Here is a 12,770-nt window from a genome sequence, read left to right on the forward strand (position 1 = left end):
AATGCAGAGCCGTTCCCAGTGTGTTCCGCAGCCAGCCCGACGGAGCAACGGGCTGGATGACGGTGGTCCTGACACAGCACAAAAGATTGCACGGAGCACAACCGCGACGGTCTGCCTTTTAACTGCGCTGTGTACCACCGGCGCTTTATGACCGTAACGGAGAACCCTGTCATGCCTGAACAGCATTTACTCGTCGCCGGCGCCAGCGGGGTGATCGGCAACGCCGTGGTGAACAGTTTCGCCGAGGCCGGCTGGCACGTGTCCACCATCGGCCGATCAAGCACGGCCCCCAGCCAGTTTCCGCACCTGGTTGCCGACCTGCTCAAACCCGACACACTCGCCGCGTCGAAAGCCAGTCTGACGCCCGTGACCCATCTGTTCTACAGCGCCCTCAAACCCAACAGCGAGCCGGGCGTCGAAGCGGATGAAAATGCCGCCATGCTGGAGAACCTGGTCGCGGCCCTGCGCGACGCCGGCGCGCCGCTGGAACGCATTACCATCGTGCAAGGCGGCAAGATTTACGGCGCGCAGCTGGGCGTTTATAAAACCCCGGCACGTGAAGACGACAGCCGCCACTTCCCGCCCAACCTTTACTTCCGCCACGAAGACTTCGTCAAAAGCCTCGCGGCCGACGGCATCAAATGGACGGCACTGCGACCCGACATCGTGATTGGCCACTCCATCGGCTCGGCGATGAACCTCGGCAACCTGATCGGCCTGTACGGCGCGCTGTGCCGCGAAACCGGCACGGCGATGCAGTTTCCCGGCTCCGACGTCGCCTATCGCAACGTCCTGGCGAACGTGACGTCCGCCGAATTAATCGGCCAAGCCGCCGTCTGGGCCGCCGTTAATGACATGGACGGCGCTTTCAACCTGACCAATGGCGACGTGTTTCGCTGGAGCCACGTCTGGCCGAAGCTGGCCGAGTGGTTCGGTCTTGAGGTGGGCGAACCGCAACCCATTTCCCTTTCCCAACGCCTCGGCGCGCTGCGCCCGGTCTGGGAACGTCTTGCCCAGCGCGAAGGGCTGGCGGAAACCGACCCGGACAGGATCGCGCTGGGGTCCTTCGGGGACTTCATCTTTCACGTCGAGAAAGACGCCATCTTCGACGTCACCAAGGCCCGTCAGGCCGGCTTCAGCGGGATGACGCTGCGCTCGGACGAAGTGCTGCTGGCGCACCTGGAAGACATGAGGCGCCGCAAGCTCATTCCCTAAGCCGAAAAGCTGCCCTGCCGGCGCGAAGACGTCTCCGGCGGGGCTTACACGCCAATCCCGGCCAGACCTGGCGCGTGAAAAAAATGTGAAATACGCTTAGTCATATCTGGTAATGATTCGCATCTTGATTCAGAATCGCGTCCTTCTCGCGTTTTCCAGGAATCCCGATCGTGCCCCCTCGCCTTCCCTTTACCCTCCTCCTGGCCGGTGCCGTCACCGCCATGCCTGCCGCACAGGCAGCCGACGATGTGACCCTGCCCGCCATGCAAATTCAGGACACGGCCACGCAGGACGACGGGCAAAGTGTGGGTTACCAGGGCGCGCCGTCTTCGAGCACCACCAAGCTGGGCCTCACCAACAAGCAGACGCCGCAGGCGATCACCACCATCACCCGCGCGCAGATGAACGACTTCAAGATGAACGGGGTCAAGGACGCCCTGCGCTCGGCGCCGTCGGTGACCGTCGAGCAAAGTGAGAGTGATCGCACGGAATTCACCTCGCGCGGGTTCGACATCGGCAGTTTCGAGTACGACGGCATGGGCATGCCCTTCGCGCAGACGATCCTGATCGGTGATCTGGACATGGCGGAGTTCGAGCAGATCGACGTGCTCCACGGTGCCAACGGGTTGATGAGCGGCACCGGCAATCCGTCGGCCACGGTCAACTTCGTCCGCAAACGACCGACACGGGACTTCCAGGCGCAGATCGACACCAGCGTGGGCTCGTGGGATAACCGGCGCATTGACGTGGACGTGTCGGGGCCGTTGACCGATACCGGCAACGTGCGCGGGCGCTTCATCTACGCCCATGACAAGGGCAACTCGTGGATGGACCGCTACAGCCATGAAAAGAACGTTGCCGCCGGCCTGCTGGCCTTCGACCTGTCCGACGCCGACACCCTGACGGTGGGCTTCACCCAACACAACAGCGACTCCAACGGCAGCACCTGGGGCAACTTGCCGCTGGTTGACATCAACAATAATCCGATCCACTACAGCAGCCGCTCTTCCAACGTCGGCCAGCCGTGGACCTACTGGAACATGCACACCCAGCGCGCGTTTGCAGAATGGAAGCATGACTTCGGAAACGGCTGGAACGCCACGCTCACCGGCACCGGGATCACCGAAGACCAAGACACCAATATGCTCTACGTCTCCAGTGTCACCGATGACGACGCCTCGGTCTTCGCCGCACACACCTCCAGCAAGGCGCACCAGTTGCTGGGCGAAGCCAAGGTCTCCGGGCCGTTCAGCCTGTTCGGCCGCGAGCATGAACTGACCTTCGGCGCCGCCTACGGCCGCACCCACCAAAAGGCCCGCGAATACGACGCGGCTGAAACCGGCTATTTCAACACGTCTTTCTCAGGGATTCTCGCAGGCACCCTTCCGTCACCGCAGTTTGCCTACACCAGCGACACCAACACCCAGAATTTCGAGGACCGGCAGAAAAGCCTGTTCGCCGGCGCGCGCTTCAGCCTGGCGGACGATCTGCACTGGATCGCCGGTGCGCGCATGCTCAGCGCCGACGGCACGGGCGAGAGTTATGGCAGCGATCACGCCCAGCGCGAGCACGGCAAGGTCACGCCGTACACCGGTCTGGTGTACGACCTGACCCCGCAGTGGAGCGTCTACACCAGTTGGACGGAGATCTTCAATCCGCAGTACGGCACCGTTGGCGTCGACGGAAAAGTGCTGGCGCCGCTGGAAGGCAAGAGCCTGGAAGCCGGCGTGAAAGGCAGCGTGATGGACGATCGCCTGAACCTGACCGCCGCCGTGTTCAAAACCCGGCAGAGCAACGTCCAGTCGGCTGACTACATTGAGGTGGGCTCGCAATTCCGCTACTTCACCGAAGACTACAAGAGCCACGGCATCGAACTGGAAGCGTCCGGTGAAGCCCTGCCCGGCCTCGACCTGCTGGCGGGCTACACCTACGTCCACATTGAAAACGAGGACGGCGACAAAGCCCGCCGTTACGTGCCGACCCACGCCCTGCGTGGGATGGCCAGCTACCGTCTGCCAGGCCTGCCCCAGGCCAGAATCGGCACCCGGGTCAGTTGGCAGAGCGGGATTCAGAACGACACCTACAGCGTCATCCGCCAGAACGCCTACGCGCTGGTCGACCTGATGACCAGCTACGACATCGACAGCAACTGGAGCACGGCGCTGAACTTCAACAACGTCACCGACCGCAAATACCTGACGTCGCTGTACAGCGGCACGGCCAGCAACTATGGCGCGCCCCGCAACCTGACCGCCTCGTTGACATGGCGGTATTGATAAACGAGAACTTTTTTAACACGCTCGCTTGACTTCCCTTTTCCAATCAGTAAGATAGCGCGCATTCCGCGATAGCTCAGTTGGTAGAGCAAGTGACTGTTAATCACTGGGTCCCTGGTTCGAGTCCAGGTCGTGGAGCCAGACGAAGTAATGAAAAGGCCAGCGCTTAGCTGGCCTTTTTCGTTTCCGGATTTTTTCTCCCATGAGCGACCTGCATGAAGCGAGGCTGCATCAACCCCGCTCCGCGCCAGCGTCACGCCTTGGTATAGCGCAACCAGACCGCGCCGCCGTCCTGAACCTCTGCCGACGTCAATTTCAAGTGAGCCGGTTGTTCCCAGGCCTCGGTGGCCACCTCGAACGATGCCGGGTGCTCCCCTCGCCCGTCGATCAGCGGCAAGATCAGCACGCTGATCTCATCGACCAGCCCGGCGTTGACGAAAGAGCCACTGACATGCGGGCCCCCTTCAACGATCAGCCGCTTGCAGCCCAGTTCGCTGGAAAGGATCTGCACCACCTGCTGCAGGTCGATTTCGGTCTTGCCGGCAAAAATGTAGGACACCTGAATCGAGCGCAAATAGGCCAGATAGTCATCGGACACGCCTTCGGTCAACACCTCGACGATGTGCGAATCCAGCGCCTGACTGTTTTTCCAGCCCACCTTGCCTTGAGGGTCGATCGACACGGCATACGCGCTGGCATTGCGATCGGCGAAGTAGTGACTGCGATCAATGGGGGATGTGGCCAGGCCCTTCGGATAGCCCTCGTCGTGGGCGATTTCCTGCATGGTCACCCGTCCGCAAATCCACGCGTCGAACTCAAAGGTCTGGGCGAGCTTCTCGTACAAGTCACCGGCGTCTTTCTTGAACGCGCGATCCCAACCGTCAGTCAGGGCGTGACCGTCGAGGGAAGACATCATGTGGCAAATGACATAAGGCTGCATGGCAGGCTCCGAGTTGAAAGGTGTGTAGAGCCGACCCGGATCGCGCGGCAATAGTTCAGCCCGTCATTCGGTTTGCACCGGAGCCGCGCTGCCCTGCACGAGCGCTGCCCATCATTGCCGGTGATGTCCACCATGAAGCCTATTGTCTTCAGCTTCGCGGGCGCTCGCGTAACATCGCGTCATCCCAGACCCGATACGGACCCGCCATCATGACCCTGCACATCATCAATGCCGTTGCCCTCACCGCCGTGACCGTTTTCCTGGTCAACCGCGCGTTTGCCCTGTACGACCTGATCAATGCCGCAAGCGTGTCCGAACACATCTGACGCCACGCTGCGCCGTCCTTCAACGCATCGATGGTTTCATCCCGGCACCGAGATCCCAGGCCGCAACGGCCTGGGGGTCCCACGCTTGTCGTGACTCAGAAATTGCCTTTCAGCGCCTCCAGCCCACCGTCGTAAATGCCTTTGAACAGCGTCTCGACTTCCGCGTCGGAAACACCGTCGGGCGTAAAGATGCCTGACCATTCCACTAACGCGCCGTCGGCGCCGTCCTCTTTGATTGTCAGCGTCGCCAGGTAGTCCTTGATCGGAAACGGGCCCTTATCGATGGAGTAGCTGTAGGTGCGCGCCGCATTGTCGTAGGTCTGCAGGCGCTCGGTGATTTCAGCGCCGTCGTCCGTGGTCAGGTGACGCACGCGCCCGCCTTCCTGGGACTCGCTTTGCTTGATGAAGGGCAGCCAGTCGTTGAGCGACAGGAAGCCGCCAGTCAGCGCCCAGACCTTGTCGGCCGACACCGGGATGCGAATGGATGCAGATGCTTGAGCCATGATGTTCTCCAGAAGTGGGGCAGCGGCCGATCAGCCAGCGCTGGATGGCGTGGCGGGGCCGCGCCCTCTCTAATAAGCGGTAACCGCGAGCAATCTTGTCACGGTTACCGCTGCTTCGGGAGGGTGTGCGCCGCAAAAATGCGGCGCAGCGAGGATTACTTCGCGGCGAAAGCCGAGTAGCTGTTCATCAGGTTGCGGTAGTTCGGGATGCGCTGGGACAGCAGGTTCGCCAAGCCTTCCATGTCGTTGCGCCAGTCGCCTTGCAGCTCGCACGCCACCGAGAACCAGTTCATCAGTTGCGCACCGGCTGCGGTCATGCGCGCCCACGCGGCCTTCTGAACCACGTCGTTGAAGGTGCCCGACGCATCGGTGACCACGAACACGTCGAAGCCTTCTTCCAGCGCGCACAGGGTCGGGAACGCCACGCAGACGTCTGTCACGACGCCGGCAATGATGATCTGCTTGCGGCCGGTGGCCTTGATCGCTTTGACGAAATCTTCGTTGTCCCAGGCGTTGATCTGCCCAGGACGGGCAATGTACGGCGCGTCCGGGAACAGGGCTTTGAGCTCGGGCACCAGCGGACCGTTAGGGCCGGTTTCGAAGCTGGTGGTAAGGATGGTCGGCAGATTAAAGAACTTGGCGCAGTCAGCCAGTGCCAGCACGTTGTTCTTGAACTCGTTCGGCGAAAAATCCTGCACCAGCGAGATCAGGCCCGTTTGGTGATCGACCAGCAGAACGACGGCATCATCTTTGTTCAAACGCTTGTAGGGAACGGTCATGAGTGACTCCTTGAGTGGGTGACGGATGAGTACGGGGCCAGCGCATCACGCTGGCGGAAAGCCCCGCCGGTCGGTGCCGACGAGGCCTTTCATGCTCTGTGCAACAACGCGGTGCAAAAAGTGTTTAAAAGGCGAAGCACGAGCAGCCAAACGCGCCCCAGAAACCCTGGAAATCGCTGACCGGCACTTTCGACTGGCGCGCTTTGTCGTGGCTGTGCGCATGCACGCCGCACGGGCCGCTGCACTGATGCACCGCTGCGGCCATCGGCGCGCCCTGGCGCCAGTGGCCCGGGACCTTGGAGACCGGCGACCAGTCCGGCAGCACCGGCACTCGCGGCGGCGCCAGATCGTCGAACTCGCCGGCGCCGTAAACCACCTTGCCGTCGACGATGGTCAGCACCGACTCGATCCACTTGATCGACTCTTCCGGCACGCTGAAGAAGTCCTGAGACAAGGCGACCACGTCCGCCAGCTGGCCGACCTTGATCTGGCCTTTCTTGCCCTGCTCGGATGAGAACCAGGCGCTGCCGCGGGTGAACAGTTCCAGCGCGGTTTCCCGGGACAAGCCTTCCGGGTAAAGCTCAAGGCCGCCCACGGTGCGACCGCTGACCATCCAGTACAGCGAGGTCCACGGGTTGTAACTGGACACGCGGGTGGCGTCGGTACCGGCGCCCACCGGCACGCCTTCGGCCAGCATGCGTTTGATCGGCGGCGTGTGCTCGCCGGCCTTGGCGCCGTAGCGCTCGACGAAGTATTCGCCCTGGAAGGCCATGCGGTCCTGGATCGCGATGCCGCCGCCCAGTGCCTTGACCCGCTCGATGTTCTTCGGCGTGATGGTTTCGCAATGATCGAAGAACCACGGGATGCCGTTGAACGGGATGTCGCGATTGACCTTCTCAAACACGTCGAGCATGCGCGAGATCGATTCGTCATAAGTGGCGTGCAGGCGGAACGGCCAGCGGTGCTCGACCAGGTGGCGCACCACAGGTTCGAGGTCCTGCTCCATGCCCGCCGGCAAATCGGGACGGGGCTCGAGGAAGTCTTCGAAGTCGGCCGCCGAAAAGGTCAGCATCTCCCCGGCGCCGTTGTGGCGCAGGAAGTCATCGCCCTGGTGCAGGGTCACCGTGTTGGTCCAGTGCTTGAAGTCTTCCAGCTCTTCCTTGGGCTTCTGGGTGAACAGGTTGTAGGCGATGCGCACGGTCAGCTGCCTGGCCTCGGCCAGTTGCGTGATGACCGCGTAATCGTCCGGGTAATTCTGGTAGCCGCCGCCGGCATCGATGGCGCTGGTGAGGCCCAGGCGGTTGAGCTCGTGCATGAACTGGCGCGTCGAGTTGATCTGGTATTCCAGCGGCAGCTTTGGCCCCTTGGCCAGCGTCGAGTAGAGAATCATCGCGTTGGGCTTGGCCACCAGCATGCCGGTCGGGTCACCATTGCTGTCACGCACGATCTCGCCGCCCGGCGGGTTCGGCGTGTCGCGGGTGTAACCGGCCACGCGCAGCGCGGCACGGTTAAGCAGCGCACGGTCGTACAGGTGCAGAACGAACACCGGGGTGTCGGGCGCGGCCTGGTTGAGCTCTTCCAGGGTCGGCATGCGCTTTTCGGCGAACTGGAATTCGTTCCAGCCACCGACCACGCGCACCCATTGCGGCGTCGGCGTGCGATCGGCCTGGGCTTTGAGCATGCGCAGCGCGTCGGCCAGGGACGGCACGCCTTCCCAGCGCAGTTCGAGGTTGTAGTTCAGACCGCCACGAATCAGGTGCAGGTGCGAGTCGTTAAGGCCCGGGATCACCGTGCGCTTGTGCATGTCGATGACCTGTGTGGCCGGGCCGCGCTGGGCCATGATTTCGGCATCCGTGCCCACGGCAACAAATTTTCCGCCGCTGATGGCCACCGCGCTGGCCTTGGGTTTTTCCTGGTCAACCGTGTGGAAATTACCGTTGAAGAGAATCAGATCGACGTTCATCGCGCCTCCGTTGGCAGAAGATGTGGACGCCCCGACGGCAAGGCCGGTGGCAGGCATTGAAGAAAACAGTGCGGCGGCCGCCCCGAGCAACGAGCCTTTGGCGACGAAGCGGCGACGATCGCTGGAAGACGGTTGACCGGCGTCGTCATCCTTCATGATCGGCCCCTGCCACCGGCGACGGCCGTGCGTTCAGCCAAGGGGCAAACAGCCGCGTCGCGCGGGGCATCAGCACGTACACGACCAGCAGAACGATGGTCACGGTGACCAGCGCGGTGCTGATGATGTAGTTGGCCAGCAGCGGATAGAGCCGGAATATCGGTCCCCAGACCAGCGGCACGAGCAGGGTCAGCGGGCAGATCACCAGAAACGTCACGCAGGCCTGCTTCCAGCGTGGCGGCGGGTTTTCAGCGGCGGGGACGAACCAGAATTCGTTGTGCGGGTTGATTTCGGTGGAATCGCCGTCGGCCAGCAGGGGCGCTGCTTCGGCCACCAGTTCGCGACGGTGGGAAGAGTCCAGCCAGCTGTGCATGGCGTCGGTCGAACAAAAGCGCAGCACGCAGGTGAACAGGTGCAGCCCGTCGGCTTTGCTGCGGATGACATCCACGCCCAAATGCCCCGGGTAACTGGCGGCCATGGCAACGATGCGCCGTAGCCAGGCCTCGTATTGCGCCTCAAGACCGGCTTTTATGCGGTGTTTGACCACCAGGGTAACGATCTCGTCGGTGGACAGCTTGGCCGTCGCAGTGACGTCGGCAATCGTGGCGGAATCAGGCATAACGGAGCGCTCCAGGCAGACCACGGTTGAGCGCCAGACGACCGGGTCCGGCGATCAGCACGCTGGTAAAAATAATCATCAGCAACCAGCCGAACTGGCCCTGCTCCACGCTCCATTCGCTGTGCACGATGACAAGTGCTACGAACAGCAGGAAGAGAATAGGCAGGCACGCCAAACGCGCCAGTACGCCGGTCAGAATCAACAGGGGACAGAGGACTTCGGCGAAGATCGCCATGCTCAGGGTCAGGGTGGCGCCGAGGTGGAACGGGTCTTCGATCAGGGCCAGTTGGGCCTTGAAGTCGAGCAGTTTGGGCAGGCCGTGTACAAACAGCAGGAACAGTGCGCCAGCGGACCTGAGGAACAGAAGGCCCCAGTCCTGTGTGCGCTCGTTGAATGTCGAGAAGTTCATCACCCACCCTTGATGTGCATAGACCGCGCTGTCCGGGATGGCGGAGAGGTGGCCGATGCATGCAGTGTGGCGGGGTGAAGGGGGTGGGTATTGAACAGACGTGCTTTTGAGGGGCACGACTAAGGTCTGGATCACGATCACGATCACGGTCACGGTCAAGAGCGTCTGCCTGGCGGCAGACTGTTTCGCCTTCGGCGAGTTACTTGGAAAAGCACCCCAAGTAACCAAGGGTGCTTGCTCTCGGTTGGGCCCTTCCTTCGTCAGGGTTCCTTCACTCCGGTCCCGCTCCGTCGGCCCGCCGCCATCCGCCATCCATGGCGGGGGGCGGCTCTCGCGGCATCCATGCCGCTCGGCCCACGGAGCGAGACCTGCGTTCAGCCTGCACCCAAGTCGCGATTTGTGGTGTTTGGGCCTTTTGCGTGTGAAGATCAAAAGCACATCAGAAACGGATTAGAAGCAGATCAGAAGCAGATCAGAAGCAGATCAGAAGCTTCCCGGCTGAAGCCGGTCCCACTGACACAGCGCGTACAGCTGAGCACCGGTTTACTGATCGTACCCACGCTCCGCGTGGGCATGCATCCTGTGACGCTCCGCGTCACGCCCCTGGCTTGATCCGCGTTTTGTGCAAGACGCGGAGCGTCCGAGGTGGCGTTACCACGCGGAGCGTGGGAACGATCAAATTCGGTAAAGGGATTGACCTCGACTGTGGGACCGGCTTCAGCCGGGAAGCCCTTGATGTTGATCTTCAGACGCGGAAAACTCAAACACCACACATCGCGACTTGGGTGCAGGCTGAACGCAGGTCTCGCGCAGTGGGTCGAGCCGCATGGATGCGGCGAGAGCGCCGTCAGGACATGGATGTCCGTTCGGCGCGGGCCCACGGAGCGGGACCGGAGTGAAGGAACCCGACGAAGTCGGGCCCAACCAGGAGCACAAGCCCTTGGTTACTTGGGGCTTTATCAAGTAACTCGCCGAAGGCGAAACAGTCTGCCCCCAGGCAGACGCCCTTGATCTTGATCTTGATCTTGACCTGGCTAAACCCAGCATCACGGCAAAGGCCGCGTATGCTGAGACATAAATTCAGTAATCCGCGACCGCAACCAGCGTTCGGCCGGATCGTTATCATGCACGCCCGCCCAGACCATCGACAATTCGGCAGGCTCGATCGGAAATGGCGGGTCTTCCGCACGCAAGGCGCAGCCCTCGATCAGGGCACAGGCCGCGTAATCGGGAACGGTCGCAATCAGCTCGGTACCGGCCAGCAACGCGCGCAGCCCGCTGAACTGCGGCACCGCCACCACCACCCTTCTCGCCCGCCCGACTTTCGCCAGGTCGATGTCGATGTTGCCGCTCAGATCGCCGGAAAACGACACCATCGTATGCGGCCGCTGGCAAAACTCATCCAGCGTCAGCGGCTCCGGGCGGGCGTCGCCGCGCAACACCTTCACGCCGATGTCGCGCAGCTTCTTGCGCTTGGCGTTGGCCGGCAGTTCGGTGGTGTAGCTGATGCCCACCGAAATTTCCCCGGACGCCAGCAGCGCCGGCATCAGCAGGAAGTTGGCCCGGCGCACCACCACAATGATCCCAGGCGCCTCTTCGCGCAGGCGGTTGAGCAAGGGCGGGAACAGGCCGAACTCGGCGTCGTCCGACAGGCCGATGCGGAAGATGTCGCAGCTGGTCGCCGGGTCGAATTCCTTGGCCCGGCTCACCGCACCGGAGATGGTATCCAGTGCCGGCTGCAGCTCTTTAAGAATCGCCAGCGCCCGGGCCGTCGGCTCCATGGCGCGGCCGTTGCGCAGCAGTAAAGGGTCGTCGAACAGGTCGCGCAGCCGCGCCAGGGCAGCACTGATCGCCGGCTGGCCCATGAACAGCTTCTCCGCCACCCGCGTCAGGTTGCGTTCGAACATCAAGGATTCGAAGATCACCAGCAGGTTCATGTCGACGCGGCGCAGGTCGTTGCGGTTCATTCAGCCATTCCGGAGTGGTGTTTTAGGGAGCCTGACTATGCCAGACCGGCGCAGGTATACACAGGCGCCAAGGCGGCGTCTTGAACATCGGTGCGGTCCCGGTCCACTCGCCAGGCAGGGGGAGCCGTGCTCAACAGGCATGCACGCTCTGCGCCACACAGCCCTTGGTCGGCATGCGGCTCATGGTTCGACGCCAGCTGAACGGGGTCAGCCCCACCACGCGGGTAAACACGCGGGTGAAATGGGACTGGTCGGCAAAGCCGCAATCCAGGCTGATCTGCGAAATGCTCAGCACCGAGTCACTGAGCAAGGCCTTGGCCTTGTCCAGACGCATTTGCAAAAAACAGTCGCGGGGCGAAAGGCCGGTGTTCTTCTTGAATGCGCGGGAAAAATGACTGCGCGACAGCGAGCATTCCGCGGCAATGCGGGCGATGGACAGGCCCTTGTCCATCTGGCTGGACATCAAGTCCTTGGCCCGGCGCTCCTGCCACGGCGACAGCGCGACCCTTTCGAACATGGATTCGTGTATCAGCGAGGGGGTGAATGCAGTCATACCAGGCGCTCCAGCTTCACAGTCGGCGGTCAGTGAAGTCTGCTCAGCGCGGTGCTTAAAGTCCTTCTCCCGGTATTAAACGTTCTGAAAAGTCGTACGACGACATGCATCGTGCCGGTGCACCGCGGCACGATTCAGAACATTTAAGACGCCAGCAAGGACGGCCATTGGCCAGCGCGCTACCGTGCCCGCTCCAATGGTTCGGATCACTGCGAGGGACGGCACGTGACCACTCGGTATGTGGCAGGAATTGCGATTCCCGACGGGGCGATGGCCCGCGCGGCGACCGATCTGATGCGCGACCATCAGTGTGATCTGCTGCTGAACGCGGCGCGGCGCACATTCGTTTTCGCCAGCCTGCTGGGTCAGAGCCGGGCCCTGCCCTACGACCCCGATCTGCTGTTCACCGCAGCCCTGTTTTTGCGCATTGGCATCACCCGCCTGTACGCACGCTCCCAGCAACGCTTCGAAGTCGACAGCGCCGACGCCGCCGCGCAGTTTCTGCGTGGGCACGGCCGCTCTTGGGAACACATCGCCCAGGTCTGGGACGCCATTGCGCTGCACACTACGCCCGGCATCGCGCCGCACAAACCGCCCTTGACCGCCCTGCTCTGCGCGGCCGTCGACACCGACCTGACCGGCGCGCATTGCCAGTGCTTCAGCCCCGCCGCACAGGCGCGGGTGCTGGCGACGTACCCGCGCGAGCCCGGTTTCAAATTCAAGTTTCTGCACGTCATGGCGCTGGGTCAGGTGCACCGGCCGCAGACCACCCTGGGCACGGTCAACGCCGACGTGCTGTCGTTTCATGCTCATCAGGTAAACGCCGAGGGGTTCTGCGCGCGACTGCTTGCCTCGACTTGGCCTTATTGACCGCACACGACGCTGAGCGCCGTCGGCGTTACTCGACGATGGGCAAGGTGAACACGAACGTCGCACCGCCATAGCGCGCGGGCATCGCGTAGAGGTGGCCGCCGTGGGCGCTGATGATGGACTGACAGATCGCCAGCCCCATGCCCATGCCTTTGTCCTTGGTGCTGAAAAAGGCATCGAACAGCTGATGCATG

12 protein-coding genes and 1 tRNA gene are annotated in these 12,770 nt (G+C 62.4%); 4 read left to right on the forward strand and 9 right to left on the reverse strand.

Going from position 1 to position 12,770, the window contains the following annotated elements; translation table 11 throughout:
• Positions 1–171 precede the first annotated feature (171 nt).
• From VF672_RS20680 to VF672_RS20690, 3 genes are all read left to right on the forward strand, one after another.
• The gene (locus VF672_RS20680; protein ID WP_331106393.1) at positions 172–1,215 is read left to right on the forward strand and encodes an SDR family oxidoreductase; all 1,044 of its coding nucleotides are present in this window, start codon (positions 172–174) and stop codon (positions 1,213–1,215) included.
• 221 nt (positions 1,216–1,436) lie between these two features.
• The gene (locus VF672_RS20685; protein WP_331106401.1) at positions 1,437–3,491 is read left to right on the forward strand and encodes a TonB-dependent siderophore receptor; all 2,055 of its coding nucleotides are present in this window, start codon (positions 1,437–1,439) and stop codon (positions 3,489–3,491) included.
• Positions 3,492–3,556: 65 nt separating this feature from the next.
• Positions 3,557–3,632: transfer RNA gene (locus VF672_RS20690), tRNA-Asn, on the forward strand.
• Positions 3,633–3,744: 112 nt separating this feature from the next.
• Here the strand turns inward: VF672_RS20690 and VF672_RS20695 are convergent.
• The 8 genes from VF672_RS20695 to VF672_RS20730 form a co-directional block, all read right to left on the reverse strand.
• On the reverse strand, positions 3,745–4,431 hold the full coding sequence (locus VF672_RS20695) for a RibD family protein (RefSeq protein ID WP_331106394.1): 687 nt from the start codon (positions 4,429–4,431) through the stop codon (positions 3,745–3,747).
• Between the two features lie 421 nt (positions 4,432–4,852).
• The gene (locus VF672_RS20700) at positions 4,853–5,260 is read right to left on the reverse strand and encodes an SRPBCC family protein (RefSeq protein ID WP_331106395.1); all 408 of its coding nucleotides are present in this window, start codon (positions 5,258–5,260) and stop codon (positions 4,853–4,855) included.
• A 155-nt stretch (positions 5,261–5,415) separates the two neighbouring features.
• Positions 5,416–6,039: an isochorismate family cysteine hydrolase YcaC gene (ycaC, locus tag VF672_RS20705; protein ID WP_331106396.1), complete on the reverse strand. Its 624-nt coding sequence runs from the start codon at positions 6,037–6,039 to the stop codon at positions 5,416–5,418.
• 124 nt (positions 6,040–6,163) lie between these two features.
• Complete coding sequence (locus tag VF672_RS20710) at positions 6,164–8,002, reverse strand: amidohydrolase (RefSeq protein WP_331106402.1); 1,839 nt, start codon at positions 8,000–8,002, stop codon at positions 6,164–6,166.
• A gap of 145 nt (positions 8,003–8,147) precedes the next feature.
• The gene (locus VF672_RS20715) at positions 8,148–8,777 is read right to left on the reverse strand and encodes an antibiotic biosynthesis monooxygenase (protein WP_331106397.1); all 630 of its coding nucleotides are present in this window, start codon (positions 8,775–8,777) and stop codon (positions 8,148–8,150) included.
• The gene (locus VF672_RS20720) at positions 8,770–9,186 is read right to left on the reverse strand and encodes a DoxX family protein (RefSeq protein WP_331106403.1); all 417 of its coding nucleotides are present in this window, start codon (positions 9,184–9,186) and stop codon (positions 8,770–8,772) included. Before VF672_RS20720 ends, VF672_RS20715 begins: the two co-directional genes overlap by 8 nt.
• A gap of 1,046 nt (positions 9,187–10,232) precedes the next feature.
• Entirely contained in the window at positions 10,233–11,153 is a 921-nt protein-coding gene (locus VF672_RS20725; RefSeq protein WP_331106398.1) for a LysR family transcriptional regulator, read from the reverse strand.
• A 130-nt stretch (positions 11,154–11,283) separates the two neighbouring features.
• On the reverse strand, positions 11,284–11,706 hold the full coding sequence (locus tag VF672_RS20730) for an AraC family transcriptional regulator (RefSeq protein ID WP_331106399.1): 423 nt from the start codon (positions 11,704–11,706) through the stop codon (positions 11,284–11,286).
• 225 nt (positions 11,707–11,931) lie between these two features.
• On the opposite strand from VF672_RS20730, the gene VF672_RS20735 reads away from it, so the two are divergent.
• A complete protein-coding gene (locus tag VF672_RS20735) occupies positions 11,932–12,576 on the forward strand; it encodes a phosphohydrolase (protein WP_331106400.1) in 645 nt (214 codons plus the stop codon).
• A gap of 28 nt (positions 12,577–12,604) precedes the next feature.
• Here VF672_RS20735 and VF672_RS20740 read toward each other — a convergent pair whose 3' ends face one another.
• Positions 12,605–12,769 carry an ATP-binding protein gene (locus tag VF672_RS20740; protein WP_331106404.1) on the reverse strand — a complete coding sequence of 55 codons (165 nt, stop codon included), beginning with the start codon at positions 12,767–12,769 and terminating at the stop codon, positions 12,605–12,607.
• Position 12,770: the final 1 nt, after the last annotated feature.

The organism is Pseudomonas sp. (assembly GCF_036387035.1).
In the GTDB taxonomy this organism is placed as follows: domain Bacteria; phylum Pseudomonadota; class Gammaproteobacteria; order Pseudomonadales; family Pseudomonadaceae; genus Aquipseudomonas.